This window comes from Methylobacterium amylolyticum (assembly GCF_030700245.1).
Taxonomy (GTDB): Bacteria; Pseudomonadota; Alphaproteobacteria; order Rhizobiales; family Beijerinckiaceae; genus Methylobacterium.
In genome coordinates this window covers 1-19571 of sequence record NZ_JAUYZI010000044.1, presented here as the reverse complement: position 1 = coordinate 19571, position 19571 = coordinate 1, and the positions used below count along the sequence as shown (strand labels likewise).

Genomic DNA, 19571 nt, shown 5'->3' with positions numbered 1-19571 from the left:
GGATTCCGCGTCCCCGGCGAGCAACGGGTTCGAGCCCGTCGTCCGGGACACATCCCGGGTGATCGCGAGATCGACGAGCTCCCTCCCCTGATCGGCCCCTGCGCTCATGCCGCCCCTGACATCTCCCCCGCGCGACCGGACCACGAACTCCGAGCCGCACCCGTCCGCCTAGCCGGATGTCGCGGGGCGAGGCAAGCCGAAGCGGCATGAACGCGGCGAGCGACCCATCGCGTCCCGGGTCGCGGCGCGGTTGACCGGAGCCCCCTCGCCTGTTCAGACACCCGCGATGACCATGCCCTTCGACGACCCCGAGCTCTACGTCAACGTCGCCCTCGGCAAGCCGGCGACGCAGAGCTCGTGGCCGTGGTGGTGCCCCGTGGGACCGGACGGGCTCGTCGATGGCGAGTTCACCCGGGAGTACAACGCGCACACGGAGGTCGACGACCCAGCGTGGTGGCAGGTCGATCTTGGTCAGCGCCTGCCGCTGTCGGCGATCATCATCCACAACCGGCGCGAATTGGCCCGGGAGGCGGCCCGCTCCCTCCGGGTCGAGGTCTCGGAGGATGGGGAGGCCTGGACCCTCATCCATGCCGGGCTCACGCATTTTCGCGCGCGCGGGCAAGCGAGCCCGCTGCAGCTGCCGCTCGGCGGCTTAATCTGGGCCCGCTTCGTCAAAGTATCTCTCGACGAGCGCCAGCCCCTAGTGTTGACCCAGGTCGAGGTGTTCGTCGAGCGCCCTGCGCTGGAATACATCCGCCTGCGCACCGAGCTCGGCCTCGATCTCCCCCTGCTCGGCGAGGCACCGGGCGCGGTCGAGCAGATGAGCTATCGCCTCGTGGGCGCGCCGGGCACCCGCGACGCGCCCCTCATCGGCCTGTCGCTCGTGCTCAACCCGGCGCTCGGCAACGGCCTGATCCAGCACGCCATGGCGATCGCCCTCGCGCGTCGGTTGGGCCTGCGCTACTTTCAACTCGCCAAGCGCGACATCAGCGGCGTGATCGCCCGCACCGAGCCGGTCGAACTCGGCGGCATCATCTTCGTGCCGAGCACCCATTCGCTGCCCGAGGGCGGCTGGTTCCTCGAGGGCTATTTCTGGGAGCTGCACGAGCAGTCGCGCTTCGCCCGGGATCTGCTGACCCCGCACGACAAGCGCGAGATCGTCCGCACGATCATCCACCCGTTGTTCAACCTGCTGCCCCCGGTCTTCGAGCGCAAACCCGAGGACGAGCTGATCTTTCACATCCGCTCGGGCGACGTGTTCAGCAGCTGGATCAACGCGGCCTACATCCAGCCGCCTCTCTCCTTCTACACCCTCGTCATCGATCGCTTCCTGGCGGCGGGCCGGATCACCCGGGTCAAGCTCGTCTACGAGAACCGGATGAACCCGGTGATCGACGCGCTGGAAGCACATCTCACCGCCCGCCAGATCCCGTTCTCGGTCCAGAGCGGGACGATCGTCGAGGACACGAGCGCCCTCGTGGACGGGCGCCACCTCGCGTTCGGGTTCGGATCGCTCGGCCCGGCGATCTGCTACCTCTCCGATTCGGTCGAGACGTTGGTCTCGTTTCCCAACGGCTACGATCACAAGTTCCGGGAGATCCCGACCGTCAAGAACGTCGTCGAGGTGCTGGACGCGGGTGACTACATCAAGCCCGGCGGCTGGGACAATTCCACTGATCAGCGCCGGATGATGCTCGAGTACCCTGAGTCGAAGTTGCGCATCGAGGGGACGATCTGATCCCTGTGGGCGCGCCGCATCACCGGAGGACGAAGCCGCCCCTCCGTTGAAAGCTGCGTGGAGCCGCGCATCCCCGAACGCACGCATGCAAATGAGGTCGGACGTGCAAGTCTTCGAATTGATCGTGATCGAGCGGGCCAGCCAGCGCACCCTGCTGCGTCTGCCACCCGCCGAGCGTCCGTGGGGGACGTTCAGTCGGGGCGAGCTGTTCCGGTTCGAGGGCCGCTATTTCCCGATCGACCAGGTGATTAGCCAATTTGCCAGCCGCGGCACCGCTACGCTGTGCAGTACCATCCTGCTCGTCGGCTCGATGCTGCCAGAATCGGCCCTGGGCGACGTCGTCATCCCAGAGCCTTCGCCCCTGCCGGAGGCGTTACCGGACAGCCTGTCCAAGACCGATGCACCGGTGCAGGACCGCGGACGCCGGAGTTGGTGGTCCCGTTGAGATGCCGAGATGTTCAGTTCCACGGCGACGTGATGACGGCCGCAGATGAATCGGTGCCGTCGTATCGATCCCGTCGGTCGCTCGGTTCGGCGCGCCGTTCCGTGTTGGCGGTCCGATCGGTTCGGGTATAACGCCTCACCGCGGCCGCGCCTGACGCTTCGCCCGCCGAGGCGCACCGGTCCGCGGGTCGCGCGGACGCAGATTTTTCCGGTTCAGCAGATCGAGCGCGAGGCCTATGCGAGACACGATGACGGATCGCGATGAGGGGCAGTCGGTCGCCGTGGTCTACTTGGCGCGCGGCCAAGGAGCCGGCTATCGCGAGAGCTTCGAGCGGTTCCGGGAGTCCTACGAGGCGCACCCCGCCGGCATCGCGCATCAGTTGTACGTCATCTTCAAAGGCTATCCAACGCGTTCGGCGCGCGAGGAGGCGGAGCAGATCTTCTCCGGTCTCGCGTACTCGGCGATCGAGACCGAGGATCTTCGGTACGACATCGGCGCCTACGCCGATGCCCTGCCCTCCGTATCCGAGGACATCGTCTGCTTCCTGAACACCTATTCCGAGATCGCCTCGCGGTCCTGGCTCAGGAAGCTGATCGACAATCTGCGATCACCCGGCGTCGGCATCGTCGGTGCGACGGGCACCTATGAGAGCTTACGTACGCTCAACCGGGGATTTCCCGATTTTCCCAACCCTCATCTGCGCACCAACGCTATGGCGCTCCGCCGTCGCCACGCCGAAGAAGTTTTTGCGAATTACGCGATCGGCACCAAGCTCGATACGTTCTTCATTGAGAGCGGTGTCGACAGCCTTACGCAACGCGTCTTGAGCTTGGGTCTGACATGCCTGATCGTGGGAGCGGATGGGCGCGGTTACGCTCCGGATCACTGGCCGCAGAGCGGGACTTACCGCCTGGGATCTCAGGAGAACCTCCTCGTCCACGACAACTACACCCGGGAGTTTCTGACGCTCACTCCGGACGAGAGGCTGACCGTCGCGGCCGCCTCCTGGGGAGGCAGCGTCCCACCCAGCGTGGTCGAGGTCGATACGCTACGCTGAGGCTGGAGCGCTGAGCGGCAATTCGGAGACGTAGCCCAATCTCTCCCATCGAAGGTCGCGATCTGGCTCTTCGACGCGCTTGTCCAGGCCCTGAGGCCGTCGGAGACGGGACGCGGAGATCCGCTCCGCTCGGCGCTCACGCTTCGAAGCTGGCGGCGAAGGTCCGCAGATCGATCGGTCCAGGATTGTACTCCTCAATGCCCTCCGCGATCCGCGCCTCGATCGCGTCGAGAAACTGCTCCGGGTCGGTGATCGAGCACTGCCGCAGGTCCCAAAACGCGTAGCGCCACCAGCGCACCTTCAGGAAGCGCTCGATCAGCGCATCCGAGAAACGCATCTTGACGACCCGGGCCGGGCTGCCGGCCACAACCGCGTAGGGAGGCACGTCCTTCGTCACCACCGACATCGCCCCGACGATCGCCCCGTCGCCGATGGTGATGTCGGGCATCAGGAAGGCGCCGTGGCCGATATAGACGTCGTTGCCGATGCGCACGCGCTTGGGCCAGAGATACGGGCCGCAGATCTCATAATCCGCCGCGCGCGGCTCCTGCCGGTCGAGCACCGCCGCGTGATTGGTGTAGAACAGCGGCGAGGTGCTGCCGGCCCAGATCGGATGGCTGCCGCGCCCGACCTGCACGCTCTCGCCGATCGACACGTACCGGGCGATGTCGGCGCCGAAATAGTACCCGCTCACCGCGTACGAGAACGCACCGATCGTCAGGCAGTAGTCGATGCCCATCCACTTGATGCTGCAGGGCGGTTCGAAGAGGGTGTCCGGCGGCAGCGCGAACGGCGTCGGCTGCAGCATCGAGACCCCGCGCCGGAGCAGTTCCTGCTTCATGGCCTCGGTGATGGTGATCATCCGGCGTCCTCAAGGGTCTGTCGGGGCCGTGCCGGCGCTGCCGGCGATCGGAGACGGCCAATTCGTCGAGCGCTGCCCGGGGGTTGCACCTGATAGCCGCCGCCTCGGGAGGCCGCAACGCTCGTCCTGCCGGGCCTAGGGGACGCCGGCGCGGTGTGGACACGCGCCCGGATGGGTGCCGCGAGCCGGACGGCGCCGGGATCGGCGGCCGTGGCTCCGGAGCCATTGAACGCGGGCGGTTGCCGGGGCGAAAGCCACACCGCCGCCACCCCCTCCACCGCGCCGATCCGGGAGGTCGAAAATCGGGCTGGTGCAGGGCACTACGGTGCGGCGCGCGCGTTGAGATACCGGCGGCCTGCCGTGTGCGGAGACGGAGTGCGGGGATGACCGGAGCCAATGCCGATCTCAGCGCCTGGTTGAAGGAGGCGGCGGCCGAGTGTCGAGCAGCGGCCGCGACCGTCCGCGGCGCGGAAGCCGACGCCCTGATGCGGCGGGCGACGCGCTACGAGATCCTGGCCGAAGATGTCGAGCTGCGCGGCCATCGGTCCGGCGCCTGAGCCCGAGCGCGCCGGTGCGATCGATCCGATGCACGCGCGGATCGACCCCCGCGTCGGGCGGAGGCTGAACCCCGATCGCGGGCATCTCGCGACCCGCCACCCTCCGCTCGCGGCCCGCATCGCCGATCGGGCGCACGCCATCGGATGAGCACGATCCTCGAAGACCTGACTTGGATTCACCGGGGCTGGACCCGCTTCGGGATCGCGGCGTACCGGGTGGACGGCCCGGGATTGATCCGGCGCGAGGTCGAGGATCACGGCGCCTGCGCGGTCGTTCTGCCTTACGATCCGGAGCGGCGCGTCGCCCTGCTCGTGGCGCAGCCGCGGGTCGGCCCTCTCGTCGCCGGGGTCGCGGAGCCGCTCCTCGAAGCGCCGGCGGGCTGTCTCGACGGCGAGAGGCCGGAGGCGGCGGTCCGGCGCGAGGCACTGGAGGAGGCGGGCGTCCGGCTCGGTCCGCTCGACCTCGTCGTGCGCGGCTGGAGCATGCCCTCGCTCTCGACGGAGCGGCCCTGGCACTACCTTGCGCCCTACGGCGCGGCCGACCGCATCGCCCGGGGCGGCGGCGTGGCCGGCGAGCAGGAGGCGCTCAGCGTGCACGAGATCCCGCTTGCCGCCTTGGCCGCCAGCGCCGCGCGCGGCGAACTCACCGACGTCAAGACCCTGCTGCTCGTCCTCGCCCTGCAGATCCGGCGCCCGGACCTGTTCGCCGGACAGGCCGACCCGCACGGTCCGAGCCGCCTCAGGCCGAGACCGCCGCCAGCAGGTCCCGCTTGACGGGTCCCTCCTCCATCCCCTCCACGTCCGCGCGCAGCGCCGGCAGGAAATCCTGCCACGTGACGGTCGCCCGCAGGAAATCCCATCGGATCTCGGACCGCGACACCGTGCGGACATCAACGGCCGCCTCGAACAGCACCGAGGCCAGCATCTGGTGCGGCGTGAGCCGTGAGCAGGCGAGCGGGTCGCGCGGCACCGCCCGGAACAGCCGGCGCACCTTGTCGCGCATGCCGATGACGTGCGCCGCCGCCGTCCGGTCGGCGAGGATGTAGCGGTCCCCGACGCCCTCCATCAGCTCGGCCAGATGGTCCTGATCGAGCACGGCCCAATTCCGTTCCGGCTTCATCCGGTCGAGGCAGGCCGCGAGCGACCCGGCAAGTTGGTGCAGGTCCGGGCGGATGAACAGGAGGTGAGTCACGGGGCGGCCCGCATGATCCAGGTGCTCGACGAGGTCGCCGACCGCACCGATCCGGTCGAGCATCCGGCCCTGGTTCAGCATATGGCGGTCGCCGGGCGCGAAATCCGCGATCAGGGATCCTGTGTCGGCCATGAACTGCGCGTCGCGGCCGATCGCGAAATGAACGTCCGTTTTTAGCAGTCCCTCGATCTCGGCCTCGCTCACGACGTCGGAGGTCCCCGCCAGGCTCTCCAGCACGCGCTCGGCGAAGCGCGGGAAGACCCGCGGCGCGTCCGCGACCCGCGCCAAGCCCAGCCGTCGCAAGGCGCCCTCACAGCCGGGCGGGAAGTAGGGCAGCAGGTAGTCGAAGCTGTCCTCGGGCGTGATGACCTTCGACCCCGTCTCGCGCCAGGTCGCGACCCCGTAGCTGACGTCGACGCCGCGCTCCGGCCCGGAGACATTCGCGTCGATCCACGCTTTGATTCCGGGCAGAGTCCGGGCGGGGAAGCGCATCTGGCCGAAGAAGGCGACGAGGAGATGCGTGCGTCCCGCGCCCACCCCCGGCGCGGTCGGCTCCGGCGCGGAGGACGTCGCTAACCGTGCACCGATCTCGGCCCTCAGGAGGTCGGCGTTCGGCCAGTACCACGGGTCCGGATCCTGGCTCGCGCGCTCCAGATCGGCCCGCGCCACGGGGCGCGGCGCGTCGCCGAGGGCCAACGGGAACAGCTTGGCCCGGAGGTAGAGCGGGTGGAGCCGGCCCTGCGTAAATTCGGTGTTGACGCTCTCCAGTTGGGCAGCCTCACTGAGGTAGCCGCAGGTCATCAGGAAGAAGGAGACGACCGCGAAATTCTCGGGCGCCCCGTCGAAGACCCGCGTCGCTAAGCGCTCGATCGTCTCCGCGATCAAATGCGGCGCGATCGGCTTGTAAAGCAGCTTCATCAGGAGTTCACGCAGGATGACGGGATTGCGCTCGAGCTCGATGATGCGGACGAACGCGGCCGGTTGGAACGTCGCGAAATACTCCGTCTCGCTGCGCACGATCAGGTGGATCGAGGCGATCCGCCAGACGTCGATCAGGAGGGGATCCCGGTCGATCGCCGTGAACGGGATGGCGCGGAGGTCGTCGGCCGCACCCGCGAAGTGCTCGTGCTTGATCCGCTGGAACAGCAGCAGCAGAGCGATCTCCGGGTCGCGCAGGACGGCCTCGATCGCGATGCGGCGGATGAAGGGCTCGATCTCGGGGTCGAGGTCGGCGTTCACGCCGAGCCGCAGCAGGCGAGCGAACAGGGTCTTGCTGCCGGGGAAAATGCGGCTGACCTTCAGGAGGTCCCGCTGGGCGGCCGCGGACTGCGCGATCCCGTGCTCGGTCTCGTAGGCCTCGGCGATCCGCCTCAGCAGCGGCTCGGACAGATCGGCCGCGGACAGGCCCGCCAGGAATCGCACGAGCCGAATCACCCAGGCGTACCGGGTGAGCCCCACCGTCCGCCGGATGAGACGGTAGGCACCCTGCGCGAGCGCGGCGTCCAGGCGATCCCGGAAGGGGCCGGAGCCCCGTGCGGACGATCGCTGCTCCATCGGGGCGGTTTCTCCTGCGCTGGGATGCCGGACGCGACGCCGCCGGAGTACGGATCGTGGCTCGGGCGAGGCCGCAGGGTGCCGCACGCGAGCACGCCGCACGGCCGGCCCGTGCATCGGCAGGCGAGCTACTCCGCCGCGGCCGCCGTCGGATACTTGTCCCCCATCACCGAGGGAAGCTTCACGACCACGGTCACGCAATCGGTGATGGCCTCGAACGCGGTCGCCTCGCCGGGCTCGACCGTGACGATGTCGCCGGGCCCCCACGACCGCCCGCACATCACCACCGACCCGGAGACGATCAGAGTCAGCTCGGTCGCGACCCGGTGGAGGTGCTCGCCCTCCCGGTCCCCCGCGGTGTAGTGCTTCACCCCAACCTCGACGTCGGGGCTCCGCAGGGCGGCCGGCGCGAAGTCGCCGACAAACCAGCCCTTCGTCATCTCGTCCAGACGGTGGTGTTTCATCGCCCGCTCCCCTCCTCGGCGACATGCTCGAAGGCGTTGAGCTGCTTCAAGGATTTCACCGGCCGGTAGGCGTCCTTCGGCAGCCGGATCGGGCGAATCACCTTGTGGCGCAGGATCAGCTCGTTGAGCGCTGGCGCTACGTAGAAGCGGCCGTTCACCTGCACGCCCTTCAGGATCATCTCCTGCAGCGCCGTGAAGAAATCACCGGCGTGGCGCAGCCAGTAGAAGCCCGAACTCGCCTCACGGCTGATCGGGCGCTTCTCGGCGACCTCAACCACCTGACCCTCCTCGTCGCGTCGGATGTACGAGTAGCGGGGATGGAGCGATTCGAAGGTCAGCACGCCGCCGTCGGCGCCGCTCGCCCGGAGCTGATCGATCACGTCCACCACGTCGATGTCGTGGTGGTCGGTGGCGCTGACGATCACCAGTTCCTCGTCGAGCGCCAGCCGACCGATGGCGAGCAGGGCGGTGCAGGCCGCCCCCGCCGTCGGGCGATTGACCTCGACCACGACCGCCTGCGGGGCGATCATCCGCAGAATGCCCTCGACGTGGTGGGCCTCGTTGTCGGCCTTGCGCACGCAGACCACGATCCGGCTGGGCTCGAGCAGAGCCAGCGCGTTGATCTGGCGTTCGAGCATGAGCTGCCCATCCACCTCCGCGAGCCAGATCGGGTAGGGGTCGGTCTCGGACTGGATCGGCTCGCCGGCGGCCAGGATCAAGATGTTCATGCCGCCTCGATCTCCGCGATGCGCCGGTCGATATTCGACAGGGTCACGTCGGCGACCGAGCGGACGACGAGCAGGTGGCAGCCAGAGGCGCGGGCGGCGCGGATGCCGTGCTCGTTGTCTTCGACGATCAGGGTCTCGTCGGCCCGCACGCCGAGGCGCGCGAGGGCAGTGGTGTAGATCTCCGGGTCGGGCTTGGCCTTCGACACATCCTCGTTGGAGAGCGTCAGGTCGAGGTGGGCGGCGAGGTTGGCGCGCTCCATCATGATCGCCACCGACTCGCGCACCGAGTTCGAGGCGACCGCGAGGCGCAATCCTCGCGCCTTGAGGCGCGACAGGGCGAACTCGTGCGCGAAGGTCGGGCGGCAGCGCGTGCTGACGATCTCGAGGGTGTAGATCTGCTTGAGCTTGTTCAGGAACCCGTGCAGCTCGACCGGCAGGTTCTCGGTCACGGTCAGCATCTCGAGCTTGCGGCGCGTAGGCAGGCCGTCGAAGGTCGTGAGATGGTCGGCCCGGCTGATCTCCATGCCGAAATGCTGAAGCGCCCGGTTCAACGCCTCGTAGTGCCAGTCCTTGGCGTCGATCAGGACGCCGTCCATGTCGAAGACGACCGCCCGGATCATGGCCGGAACGCCCGGCTCGCGTCGTCGGGACGGTCGGTGCAGAGGGTCACGTCGCCGGACAGGTCCGACAGGCGCTCCCAGACGGGACGCGGATCGCGGCCGTGCAGCTCGGGGGAGACGACGCAGACCGCCTTGCCGGCCTCCCCATGGCGGGCGATGACGTCCCGGTCGAACCAGTCGCCGCGGAACGCATCGAGCCACACGCCCGCTGCCTGATCATAGAGGATCGGCTCGGGCTCGACGTCGCTGTGGCGGGTGTAGAACGGCAGGCCGGCGGCGGCGTAGCGCACCGTCTCCGGCCCCGACATGTCGAAGGCGAACCACGGGATCGCACGCTCGGCGAACGCCGCTGCGAGCAGTCCCGAGAGGCCGTCGGCCTTGACGTTGACGGCGAGCGGCAGGCCGGTGCCGTCGAACAGGGCCAGCAGGTCCTCCCACGGCAGGGCATCGGCCCCGGCCGGGTCGTGGGATACGACGAGGCGACCCATGAGATCACGCACGTCCGTCTCGGTGCCGTAGCCGCCCGCGACAGTCCGGCCGAACGCGACCGACGTGTTCTTCTCGGAGGCCGCGCGCCACCACCCCCGATGGCTGATGATCTTCATCGCTGGGCCGCCCGCCGCGAGACCGGCAGCGACAGGAACAGGTCGAGGTCGGCCGGCACGCCGAGGCCGTACATGCCCGCCGCCTCGCGCCCGACATTGGCGATGGCGATGCGGGCGCCGTCGGCGATCAGCTCCTCGTAGACGGGCGCCACGTAGAACTCGCCGTTCACGCGCTTGTCGGCCGCGATCATGCGCTCGGCCCCGCGCACGAAATCCGTGCCGCGGGCGAAGTTGTAGATGCCGACCGTCGCCTCGTCGGAGATCGGCTGCTTCTCGACCACCCGCGTGGCCAGCCCCTCGTCGTTAAGCGCGACGAACGACCATTTCGGGTCGTGCGCGGTCATGGTCATGATCAGGCCGTCGATGCCGTCGCGGTCGCCGGCCGAGAGGTAATCGTCGATCGGCGTGTCGATGTACTGGTCGCTGTTGGCGATCATCAGCGGGCCGTCGCCGATGTGGTCGCGGGCGCACAGCACCGTGCAGGCCGCGCCCTCGGTGACCGCGTCGATCTGGACGACGGCGCAGCTCGGTGCCCAGCGCGCGAGCGCGGCTTCGAGGCCGTAGGCGGCGACGTGCTCGCGCCGGCAGATGAACACGAAGCGGTGCGGTCGCCTCGGGCGCAGGTTGTCGATGACCACCTGGATCATCGGCGTCCCGTGGATCGGGATCAGGGGCTTCGGGTCGCTGTAGCCGGCGACCGCGAAGCGGCTGCCCTGTCCGGCCATCGGGATCACGATCGTCAGCATGGCGGGATCGGTCCTCACGCCGCCTCGCCCGCCCGAGGGGCTTCCAGGGCCGCGGCGGGAGCGGCGAGCCCGTAATAGTCCCGCAGGATATCGCCGTACTCGGCCGCCTGGATCGCGCCGCGGATCCGGCCCCGCGGCGAGATGTCGACGGCCATCAACCGGTCGTTAAACGCGGACGGATCGTTCAGAAGCGCGTAGGGCAGCACGTGCCCGTGCGGATATGCGCGCAGCCGCTCTCCCTGGGCGCCGAGGTCGAAGGCCACCACCGGCAGGCCCGTGCGCAGGCCGAGCGTCAGGGCGTAGGAATAGGTCTCCGGCCAGATGGCGGGCAGCAGCACGATGTCGGCGAAGGCCTTCGCGGTGAGGTCGAGCGCCTCGTCGTCGCTCATGTACTCGCCGCTCTCGGTGACGCCCACGGCCTCCAGCGCCGGCTGCAGCGCGGGATCGGAGAAGCCGATGATCGTGTAGGAGATCGGCAGGTCGCGATCGCGGGCGTCCGTGGCGAGCGCCTGGAGGAAGCGGGCGCCCTTCATCATGTTGATCGCGCCGAGCACCGCCACCCGGCGGGTCTGCCCCCCGCGCTTGCGGATCGCCGGCCGGATCCGGCGGTCGGCCTCGAAATGCGGCCGCACGGCGATCGACAGGTCCGGGAACACGCCGGTGAGCCGCCCGGCGGTATCGCCCGAGGGCGCGAACACCTGCGCGGCGCCGGCGAGGAACGCCCCGAACACGGCGCGCCGCTCCTCGGGATCGGGCTCCTCGATCGCCGCGCCGTCGGCGGTCAGGCAGCCGCGGCAGACCGGCACGGGGGCGAGCCCGCAATAGGTGCCGTCGGGCTGGACCAAGTGGTTGCGGTGGCAGACGGGCGAGAAGTCGTGCAGCGTCCAGGCGTAGGGACGCCCCGACTCGGACACCAGCCGCATCATCGTCCTGGCCGCCGACCAGCGCAGGCCGGCGAGCGAGTGCACGTGGATCAGTTGCGGCGCCAGCCAGCCCAGGAACTCGGCGATCTCCGCCTCGTCGCGGGGCAGGTACAGGCTCTCCAGGGTCGGCAGGTAGAGGTAGTCGCCGCTGCGGTTCGAGACGTTGATCTGGATGTTGCGCTTGCGGTCGATCGACAGCAGCACGACGTGGGCGCCCTGCCCGAGCAGGCGGTTGATCACGTCCTCGATGTGGCGCTGGATGCCGCCACCCCAGGAATGGGTCACGAACAGCACCGCGCGCTCGCGGAAGTGGCGTGCCAGCCGGTAGAGGTCGATCCGCGCCCGGGTGCGGCGTCCGGGATCGGCGGCGACGAACTGGCCCACCACCGCCGGGTAGTCCGGGTGCTTGGCGAGCAGGGCCGCCTGGCCCTGGTCATACTCGCCGCCCTCGTCGAGGCCGAACGAGATCTGCCCGGCATGATAGACGAACACGTCCTCGGCGAGCAGGTTCGAGAAGCCGAGCTTACGGGCGCGCATGCACCAGTCGTTCTCCTCGCCGTAGCCCTTTCCGAAGGCCTCCTCGTCGAGGCCGCCGACGGCGGCGAGCGACTCGGCCGTCATGTACATGCAGAACCCGACGCCGGTGGGCACCTCGACCGCGCGGCCGCGGTTGATCCGGGCGACCACGGCGTCGAGTTCCGGGCGTGCGATCTCGAGTTGCATGCCGTTGTTGGCGTTGAACTTCGGGTAACTGCAGATCGTGGCGTTGTTGGACAACGGCGTGATGCTGCCGACCCGGGGCCGGGCCTCGGCATGCGTCACCAGCCGGTCGAGCCAGTCGCCGAACACCTGCGCGTCCGAATTCAGCAGCACCACCGCCTTGCCCTGGCGCAGCGACAGGCCGCGATTGACCGAGCGCACGAAGCCCATGTTCCGCTCGTTCTCGACGAGGTGGAACAGGCCGCGGCGGGCCAAGGCCGCGAGGTCGCCGGTCAGCTCCGGGTCGGGGGAGCGGTCGTTGATCGCCAGCAGCGTCATCTTGGTCCGCTGCCGGGCCGCGAGGCAGGCGTGGATCGCCCGCAGGGTCTCGCCGCGGCCCTTGTAGACCGGCACGATGACGACGACGTCGGCGTCCGTGATCGACAAGCAGGGCGGGAGCGCGTCCCATTCCTCCGGCTCCGGCGCCAGCATCGGCGGCCAGGGGCCGAGGTCGTCGGCCGAGGCCATCAGGCCGGCGGCGTGGCCGGTGCGGACGTAGTGCAGGAACGGCGATTCGCCCGCCGCGAGCAGGTGCCCGTAGGCCTTGCCGTAGAACTCGTAGGAGAAGTGCTTGTTGGGCAGCCGCCCCTCGTGCTGGCCGTGGGCGACGAAGTGAGCCAGCGGGCCGCCGCGGGCGTCGGCGACGTCCGGGTAGCGCTTGCGGTAGAAGTCCGGGTCGAAGTGCGGCTCGAACAGCAGCACCTCGTCCATCAGCGCGTCCTCCTCCTCGGAGGGCGGCGCGCCGTAGCGCGGATCGAACCCGGCGCCGACATCGACGCCGTGCATCAGCGCGGTGGCGAGGTGGTGGACGAAAGGGGCGAGCCCGGTCTCCCGCACGTAGGTGTGCCGGTCGAGGTACTCCAGGCCGTTGAAGTCGGCCCGGGGGTTGCGGCCGGTCCGCCAGCCGCGCTCGCAATAGTCGCGGATGGCGTCGACGTCGTCCGGTACGCCGTAGCGGCTCCGGTAGAAGGCGTGGTCGAAGTGCAGCGCGGCCAGCGCCGCCTGGAGGCGCAGGTAGGTCTCGGGCTCGACCGGCTCGCGGCCGATCTCGGCGACCCACGCCGTGTCCTCCACCGGGGGCCGCTCCGGGCGCAGGCCGCAGACGCGCAGGAGCGTGTAGATCGTGGCGTGCCGCGGGTCGGGATCCCGCCCCTCGCGCCAGCCGGCGCTCGCGAAGTGCGCGTAGGGCCGCAGCCCGCCGCCGCGCACGTCGGCGTAGGTCTCCCGGTACCACTCCTCGTCGACCGCCGGGAAGGCGATCCGCCCCTCGCCCGCGAACGGCGTCTCGCCGGCAAGCAGCGTCTCGGCCACGTAGCGGTAGAACGGGTCGCCGCGCACCGCGCGGTTGTCGGCGCGGGCCTGCACGAAGCCGGCGGCGTCGAACTCCTGGCGCGGGCTGCGCAGGTCCCGCCACGCGCCGGCCGCGTAGGCGCGCAGCAGCTTGTCGTCGGCCCGGTCGTCGGCCCGGCCGCGGTAGTAGGCGGCGTCGAAGTAGGGCGCGATCGTCTCGATCCGGTGGGCGACCGCCTCGTCCTCGCCGAGCGGGCGCGCCTTGCCGCCGTGCAGCACGTAGTGCAGCAGCGGGTTCTGCGTGGCGTAGCCGATGCCGCGGGTGAGGCAGTAATAGGGGATGTCGAAGCTGGGCGAGGGATCGCGGCCCTCACGCCAGCCCGAACTCATGTAATGCCCGGCCGGATCGACGCCGGCGGCGCGGAGATCCGGGTTGCCGTCGAGGTAGTACGCGCCGTCCACGAGCCGCCGGGCGAGCCGGGCGGCGCGGCGCGCGTCGGGCCGCGGCACCGTCGCGACGCCGCGGTCGAGCAGCGCGCGCAGGTAGTGCAGGAACGGGTTGATGCCGGCCCGCTTCAGGAAGGGGCGCTTGGCGAGGTAGTCGGCGGTCGAGAAATCGGGGCGCGGGTCGCGGCCCTGGCGCCAGCCGGTCCGAAGGTAGTCGCGCACCGCCGCCTCGCCGCCGATCCCGTACCAGCTCTCGTAGAAGGCGGTGTCGACGTACGGGGTGAGGGCCGCGATCTGCTCGGCCTCGGAAGCCGGATCGGTGCAGGGCGGCAGCCCGCCCCGGGCGGCCAGCCGGACCAGCGGGTTGCGGCTCGCGCGGGTGCCCGGCGACCCGGCCCAGCGGTGGAACAGCCCGTCGAGCCCGTCGAGCGCGCCCTCGCCCTGCCGCAACCCCGCGCGCAGAGCGCGCGCGGCGCCGCTGCGGGTGACGTCGCGACCGAGCCCGGCCAAGCTCTTGGTGAAGCCCTTGGCCATCAGGACGTCCCCGGTTCGGGCGCAGTCGAAAGGGTCGGCTCGATCAGGCTCATGACGGCTTGGCGTTGGCGGGCGCGCGGCGGCCGCGCAGATGTGATGGCGTTGAGCGCACTAATCGAACCGGCCGGTCCCGTAAACTCGCGCCGGCCTACCCGCGCGGCACGGGCCGCCCGTCGTAGTTCGCCGGCCCGACCCGCAGGACGGCCTCGTTGTAGTAGGGATCGTGCGCGATTTGTGCGCCCCACCGACGCGTGAAGCGCGCACTCTCGCCCGACCGCGCCCGCGGCGGCTGCCACGGCCCGGTATCGGCGAGGATTGCGCCCGGCTCGTAGACCGCGCGCTGGCCGGCCGCGCGGCGCCCGAGGCTATAGTCGGCGTCCCACAGGGCGGCGCCGAGCTCCGCGTCGAACCCGCCGGCCGCACGGAAATCCGCCGCGCGCGTCATCAGGCACGCGCCGCTCACGGCGAGGACGTCGCGCGCGGCGGCCGCGCTGAAGAAGTAGCCGTCCGGGCCGCCGTTGCCCTCGCGCACCGGCTCGGGCACGCCGGCGCCGGCCACGATGCCGGCGTGGCGGAACTGCCCGTCCGCGCCGACGAGGCGCGCCCCGACCACGCCGACCGCCGGCTTGTCGAACTGGGCGAGCATGCGCTCGATCCACGGGCGCTCGACCGGCTCCAGGGCGGGGTCGAGGAACAGCAGGACCGCACCCGTCGCCGCCCGGGCGCCGTCGTTGAGCCGGCCCGGAACGCTCCCGGCCCCGTCGGCGGCGATCACCGGCCGGCAGCCCGCAGCCCGCAGCCGGTCCAGATCGCCCGGCGCCGCGTCCCGGTCGAGCACGGGCACGATCTCGAGCGCGGCGTGGCTCGACCCCGCCCGGATCGCCGCGATCCGCTCCAGGAACGCCGCGACCGAGCGCGCCTCCTCGCCGACCGGGCCGAGGGACAGGAGCGCCACCACCGAGACGGTCTCCCCCCGCGGTCCCGGGTTCACCGCGTAGCGGCGCGCGCCGGGGGCGGCCTCGACGCGAGCTTCCGGCCGGCCGGTGCGCGCCAGATGCGCGCCGATCACCGCAAGCTCGGTCTCGTCCTGGCCGGTCCGGCGGTCGGCGCAGCGCAGCAGGATCCGCCGCAGGTGCCGGATCCGCACGCCCGCCTCGCCGAGCCGCAGGGTGAGTTCGAACGGGCTCGCCGCCTCCGCGAGCCAGTCCACCACCGCCGTGCCGCGGTAACAGGCCGCCCGGCCGACATAGTCGAAGCACTCGAGATAGTCCGGGCTCCAGGCTGGCTTGTGGAACGGCAGGATCCCGTGGGGCCCCTGCACCTCCTCGTCGCCGTAGATCAAGGCGGCGTCGGGGGCGCGGTTGATGTCGCAGGCGAGGTCGTAGAGGGCGCGCGGGGGCAGCTCGTCGCCGGCAGCGAGCCACAGCAGGTAGGCGTCCTCCCGCCCGCGCAGGGCCTCGGCCGCCGCGGCCGCGGTCCCGTGGACGACCGCGTCGGCGTAGATCTGCCGCTCCAGCGACAGCCGCGTGCGCGAGGCCGCCTCGGCGTCCGCGCCGGAGACCAGCACCACGAAGAGCGGGCGGATGACCATCAGGCCGATATGGCGGTGGATGTCCTGGACCTCGGAGGCCAGCGCGATCCGCTCGGCGGCGACGCGCCGGGCGTGCAGCGTCTCCAGCGGCAGCGGCGCCCGGCCCTCGGCCCGGCCGGCGACGGCGAAGTGGGCGAGCGGGTTGAGGCCGGCCCGGGCCACGTCCGGGTGGCGTTCCAAGTACCAGCGGGTCGAGAAGTCGGGGCCCGGGTCGCGGCCCTCGGCGACGCCGAAGCGCAGGTAATGGTGGAGCGGCGTCTCGAACGCGTCGATCAGCTCCGGATAGGTCCGCAGGTACCAGCCGCCGTCGAACAGCGGGTGCGGCTCCGAGCCGATATGGACGCCGCGCTCGATGTAGTCGACGAGCGGGTCCTCGTCGGGTCCGAGTTCGGGGTGGCGCGCCCGGTACCACGCGGCGTCGAACAGTGGGTTCGGATCGGCGGCGGCCCGGACGCCGTGGGCGAGGTAGTGCACCAGCGGGTTGGTGTCGCCGAGGCCCGGGACGCGGGAGCGGTACCAGCCGATGTCGAACAGCGGGTGGGGATTGCGCCCCTCGCGGCCGCCGTCGCCGAGGAAGTGGACCAGCGGGTTCTGGCCGGAGCCGGCCACGTCCGGGTTGCGCTCCAGGTACCACGAGGTGTCGAACAGGCGGCACGGGTCGCGCCCCTCCGCCGCGCCGCCCTCGATGAAATGGGCGAGCGGGCTGCGGCCGGTCTCGACGAGATCCGGGTTACGGGACAGGTAGAAGGCGGCGTCGAACAGCGGGTGGGGATCGAGCGCCGCCCCCTTCGTCCGGTAGTGCAGCAGCGGGTTCATCCCGCGCGCGCCCGGGTTGCGGGACAGGTAGAAGGCGGCGTCGAACAGCGGGTGCGGGTCGGCCGTGCCGCGATCCTTCAGGTAGTGCCGCAGGGGATCGACCCGGGCGTCGGGCGCGTCGGGGACCTGCCGCAGGTAGTGTGTGGGATCGAACATCGGGTGCGGGCTCAAGCCCGCCCGCGCCCCGTCGGTCAGGTAGTGGAGCGCCGGGTTCATCCCGGACTCGGCCACGTCCGGCACCTGCTCGAGGTACCAGGGCGAATCGAACAGCGGGTGCGGCTCGGCGCCGTCCTCGGGCTCGCGGCCGAGATAGTCGAGCAGCGCGTTCTCACCGGCATCCGGGAACCGCTCGCGGTACCACGCCGTGTCGAACAGCGGGTGTGGGTCGTAGCCGAGCCGGGCGCCGAGGCGGATGAAGTGGACCAGCGGGTTCTCGCCGGTGGCCGCCACCTCCGGGTGGCGGGCGAGGTACCACGCGCTGTCGAAGAACGGGTGCGGATCGACCCCCTCGCGGCCGCCGTCGGCGAGGAAGTGCAGCAGCGGGTTGAGGCGCGCCTCCGTCACGTCGGGGCGCTGACGGTGGTACCAGTCGGTGTCGAACAGCGGGTGCGCCTTGCGGCCCTCGTAGCCGCCGTCGCGCAGGAAGTGGTGGAGCGGGTTCTTGCCGCCCTGGGCCACGTCGTCGTTGCAGACGAAGTACCACGACGTGTCGAAGGCCGGGTGCGGATCGAGCTCCCGGACGGCCCCGCGCGCGATGTAGTGGAGGATCGCGTTCTCGCCCGCCTCCGGCGCCTGCGCGCGGTACCATGCGGTGTCGAACAGCCGGTTCGGGTCGTAGCCCTGCCGCGCACCCGCCCGCAGGAAGTGCCGCAGCAGCGTCTCGCCCTCGTTCACGACCTCGGGATGGCGGGCGGCGTACCACGCGCTGTCGAACAGCGGCCCCGGATCGACCCCAGGCCGCACCCCGTGCGCGAGGTAGTGCAGGAACGCGCTCTCTCCGGGCGCCGCGGCCTCGGGCGTCCGGCGCAGGTACCATTCCGTGTCGAACAGCGGGTTGGGGTCGACCTCCGCCGTGTTCTGGTGGGCGGCGAAGTGGGCGACCGGGTCGTCGGCCGCGTCCGGATGGCGAGCGGCGTACCACGCGGCGTCGAACAGGCCGGAGTCGCGGATCGCTCGCGCCACCGTATCGCCCCCCGAATCCCCGGACGCGGCCTCGGCGCGAACCGGGGCGAGGGTGTCGGGTTGCTGCGAGGCGTCCATGTCATCCCGGGTCTTCGAACGGGCGCAACTGATACCGGCGGCTCCCGCACGCCGCAACGCCCCCGGGTCGCGGCCGGATCGGCGAGTTTTTACCGGGGCCGGCCAGGATCCGATCCGGCTCGCACCGTGCGCCCCGCGTCGCGGGCCGAGCGTCCGTGGCGCGAATCCTCAGCCCGCCGCGGGGGTCAGCGTCGGCAGGTCCGGAGGCGGGGCGCGCAGGCCGTCGCGCTCGCCGGGGGGCAGGCCGTCCCAGGTCGTGCGCAGCCGGTCGTAGGCTCCGCGGTAGCGCACCAGCGTGCGCTGGATGTCGGCGGCCGCGGGCAGCCCGTGCCCGTCGATCACCGGCGCGCCGCCCCGCCCGTCGAGGCCGACGCCGGCGACCGTCACCCGGTCGGTGTGGGCGCGCAGCAGCGTCGCCGCCTCCGACAGCCGGGCGACGTAGTCGGCCAGGGTGCGGCGGTAGGTGTAGAACTCGGCCTGGGCGAAGGCGTAGTCCTCGGGGGTGTAGGTGTCGCGCGTCATGCCGTCCGATCCGGTTCGGCCGGACCATGGCCGAAGCGGGCCCGCGACTCCAGGCCCGACCGAGCGGTTCGCGGGCATCGGACGCCTACCGCCTCGGCCGACCCGAAGGCCTCCGTCCCGATGTGCCCCGAGGCCCGGATCGGGCCGGCGACGAGTCGGGCGTTCGAGACGCCTATCGCGCGTAGGCGTAGGCGGTGGCGGCGGACGCGACGGGCCCCGTGACGCTGGAGAAGACGCCGATGACCTTCTGCACCTCGGTGAACGGCGCGTTCGACACGTAGACCAGATCCCGGTTGCGCATCCGGAACGCCTGGCTGGTGAACAGGCTGTTGGGGTCGCGCATGTTGATCCGGTACACCACCGGCACCAAAGGCGTGCCCAGCAGCTTCGAGTCCGGCGCCAGACGCCGAACCACGGCGGCCGGCTCGAACCGGAAGATGAACGTGCCCGCCGGGTCGGCCTGGAAGTCCGACAGCCCGCGCGCCTTGGCCAGCGCCTGCGCCAGCGTGATGCCGTCGGCGGAGAACGGCAGCTCGGTGGTGTTGCCCAGCGCGCCGACCGCGATGAACGTCTGCGGATCGCGCACCAGGGTCAGCACGTCGTTGGGCCGCAGGTAGATGTTCTCTTTGGGGTTGGACACCACGGTGGTCATCGGCACGGTCGCCGTGACCTTGCCGCGCGACAGCCGCACGAAGGTCTCCGACACCGGCGAGCGCACGCCGCCGGCGGCGGCCACCACGTCGAGGATGCGGTCGCCGTGGCCCGACAGCGGCAGGCGGGCGCCGGCCGCGCCCTCGCCGGTGACGGTGACCGCCTGGCTGATCGGGCGGGTGACGGAGACGAGCACCTGGGGCTGGATGG

General features: G+C 70.9%; 15 protein-coding genes and 1 pseudogene. 5 read left to right on the top strand and 11 right to left on the bottom strand.

The annotated features are described in order from the left end of the window. The first annotated feature begins 286 nt into the window (after positions 1 to 286). The 3 genes from Q8W71_RS24785 (at position 287) to Q8W71_RS24775 (ending at position 3240) form a co-directional block, all read left to right on the top strand. Positions 287 to 1738: a discoidin domain-containing protein gene (locus Q8W71_RS24785; protein ID WP_305528085.1), complete on the top strand. Its 1452-nt coding sequence runs from the start codon at positions 287 to 289 to the stop codon at positions 1736 to 1738. Between the two features lie 103 nt (positions 1739 to 1841). Beyond that, positions 1842 to 2183 (top strand): hypothetical protein, encoded by a 342-nt coding sequence (locus Q8W71_RS24780; RefSeq protein ID WP_305528084.1) that lies wholly within the window; start codon positions 1842 to 1844, stop codon positions 2181 to 2183. 247 nt (positions 2184 to 2430) lie between these two features. Further along, positions 2431 to 3240: a hypothetical protein gene (locus tag Q8W71_RS24775; RefSeq protein WP_305528083.1), complete on the top strand. Its 810-nt coding sequence runs from the start codon at positions 2431 to 2433 to the stop codon at positions 3238 to 3240. Positions 3241 to 3376: 136 nt separating this feature from the next. Here the strand turns inward: Q8W71_RS24775 and Q8W71_RS24770 are convergent, their stop codons facing one another. Next, entirely contained in the window at positions 3377 to 4102 is a 726-nt protein-coding gene (locus Q8W71_RS24770; RefSeq protein WP_305528082.1) for a CatB-related O-acetyltransferase, read from the bottom strand. Positions 4103 to 4485: 383 nt separating this feature from the next. Here Q8W71_RS24770 and Q8W71_RS24765 point away from each other — a divergent pair, with 383 nt between their 5' ends. Both Q8W71_RS24765 and Q8W71_RS24760 read left to right on the top strand, forming a co-directional pair. Beyond that, complete coding sequence (locus Q8W71_RS24765) at positions 4486 to 4659, top strand: hypothetical protein (protein ID WP_305528081.1); 174 nt, start codon at positions 4486 to 4488, stop codon at positions 4657 to 4659. Positions 4660 to 4803: 144 nt separating this feature from the next. Then, positions 4804 to 5433: an NUDIX domain-containing protein gene (locus Q8W71_RS24760; protein WP_305528080.1), complete on the top strand. Its 630-nt coding sequence runs from the start codon at positions 4804 to 4806 to the stop codon at positions 5431 to 5433. On the opposite strand, the gene Q8W71_RS24755 is transcribed toward Q8W71_RS24760, so the two are convergent. The 10 genes and pseudogenes from Q8W71_RS24755 to Q8W71_RS24710 all read right to left on the bottom strand — a co-directional run. Then, positions 5399 to 7405: a hypothetical protein gene (locus Q8W71_RS24755; RefSeq protein WP_305528079.1), complete on the bottom strand. Its 2007-nt coding sequence runs from the start codon at positions 7403 to 7405 to the stop codon at positions 5399 to 5401. The genes Q8W71_RS24760 and Q8W71_RS24755 overlap by 35 nt on opposite strands. Before the next feature lie 128 nt (positions 7406 to 7533). Continuing rightward, positions 7534 to 7869, bottom strand: a complete 336-nt coding sequence (locus Q8W71_RS24750) for a cupin domain-containing protein (RefSeq protein ID WP_305528078.1) — start codon at positions 7867 to 7869, stop codon at positions 7534 to 7536. Then, complete coding sequence (locus tag Q8W71_RS24745) at positions 7866 to 8597, bottom strand: glycosyltransferase family protein (RefSeq protein WP_305528077.1); 732 nt, start codon at positions 8595 to 8597, stop codon at positions 7866 to 7868. The genes Q8W71_RS24750 and Q8W71_RS24745 overlap by 4 nt, the downstream gene beginning before the upstream one ends. Continuing rightward, positions 8594 to 9217 (bottom strand): HAD family hydrolase, encoded by a 624-nt coding sequence (locus tag Q8W71_RS24740; protein WP_305528076.1) that lies wholly within the window; start codon positions 9215 to 9217, stop codon positions 8594 to 8596. The genes Q8W71_RS24745 and Q8W71_RS24740 overlap by 4 nt, the downstream gene beginning before the upstream one ends. After that, positions 9214 to 9822 (bottom strand): PI-PLC domain-containing protein, encoded by a 609-nt coding sequence (locus tag Q8W71_RS24735; RefSeq protein WP_305528075.1) that lies wholly within the window; start codon positions 9820 to 9822, stop codon positions 9214 to 9216. The genes Q8W71_RS24740 and Q8W71_RS24735 overlap by 4 nt, the downstream gene beginning before the upstream one ends. Next, a complete protein-coding gene (locus tag Q8W71_RS24730) occupies positions 9819 to 10586 on the bottom strand; it encodes a glycosyltransferase family 2 protein (RefSeq protein ID WP_305528074.1) in 768 nt (255 codons plus the stop codon). Before Q8W71_RS24730 ends, Q8W71_RS24735 begins: the two co-directional genes overlap by 4 nt. After that, positions 10583 to 14521, bottom strand: coding sequence for a glycosyltransferase (locus Q8W71_RS24725; RefSeq protein ID WP_305528073.1), 3939 nt, complete (start codon positions 14519 to 14521; stop codon positions 10583 to 10585). The genes Q8W71_RS24730 and Q8W71_RS24725 overlap by 4 nt, the downstream gene beginning before the upstream one ends. 148 nt (positions 14522 to 14669) lie before the next feature. After that, positions 14670 to 18188 carry a glycosyltransferase family 2 protein gene (locus Q8W71_RS24720; protein WP_305528072.1) on the bottom strand — a complete coding sequence of 1173 codons (3519 nt, stop codon included), beginning with the start codon at positions 18186 to 18188 and terminating at the stop codon, positions 14670 to 14672. A gap of 168 nt (positions 18189 to 18356) precedes the next feature. Further along, positions 18357 to 18710, bottom strand: a complete 354-nt coding sequence (locus tag Q8W71_RS24715; RefSeq protein WP_305528071.1) for a hypothetical protein — start codon at positions 18708 to 18710, stop codon at positions 18357 to 18359. Between the two features lie 172 nt (positions 18711 to 18882). Beyond that, positions 18883 to 19571: pseudogene (locus Q8W71_RS24710) on the bottom strand (polysaccharide biosynthesis/export family protein); the annotation flags it as partial.

Excerpts from the sequence above, each read along its gene's own strand:
- Q8W71_RS24775 (WP_305528083.1), top strand. The coding sequence starts at position 2,431 with ATGACGGATCGCGATGAGGGGCAGTCGGTCGCCGTGGTCTACTTGGCG.
- Q8W71_RS24740 (WP_305528076.1), bottom strand. The coding sequence starts at position 9,217 with ATGATCCGGGCGGTCGTCTTCGACATGGACGGCGTCCTGATCGACGCC.
- Q8W71_RS24760 (WP_305528080.1), top strand. The coding sequence starts at position 4,804 with ATGAGCACGATCCTCGAAGACCTGACTTGGATTCACCGGGGCTGGACC.
- Q8W71_RS24765 (WP_305528081.1), top strand. The coding sequence starts at position 4,486 with ATGACCGGAGCCAATGCCGATCTCAGCGCCTGGTTGAAGGAGGCGGCG.
- Q8W71_RS24715 (WP_305528071.1), bottom strand. The coding sequence starts at position 18,710 with ATGACGCGCGACACCTACACCCCCGAGGACTACGCCTTCGCCCAGGCC.
- Q8W71_RS24755 (WP_305528079.1), bottom strand. The coding sequence starts at position 7,405 with ATGGAGCAGCGATCGTCCGCACGGGGCTCCGGCCCCTTCCGGGATCGC.
- Q8W71_RS24720 (WP_305528072.1), bottom strand. The coding sequence starts at position 18,188 with ATGGACGCCTCGCAGCAACCCGACACCCTCGCCCCGGTTCGCGCCGAG.
- Q8W71_RS24785 (WP_305528085.1), top strand. The coding sequence starts at position 287 with ATGACCATGCCCTTCGACGACCCCGAGCTCTACGTCAACGTCGCCCTC.
- Q8W71_RS24725 (WP_305528073.1), bottom strand. The coding sequence starts at position 14,521 with ATGGCCAAGGGCTTCACCAAGAGCTTGGCCGGGCTCGGTCGCGACGTC.
- Q8W71_RS24745 (WP_305528077.1), bottom strand. The coding sequence starts at position 8,597 with ATGAACATCTTGATCCTGGCCGCCGGCGAGCCGATCCAGTCCGAGACC.
- Q8W71_RS24770 (WP_305528082.1), bottom strand. The coding sequence starts at position 4,102 with ATGATCACCATCACCGAGGCCATGAAGCAGGAACTGCTCCGGCGCGGG.
- Q8W71_RS24735 (WP_305528075.1), bottom strand. The coding sequence starts at position 9,822 with ATGAAGATCATCAGCCATCGGGGGTGGTGGCGCGCGGCCTCCGAGAAG.
- Q8W71_RS24750 (WP_305528078.1), bottom strand. The coding sequence starts at position 7,869 with ATGAAACACCACCGTCTGGACGAGATGACGAAGGGCTGGTTTGTCGGC.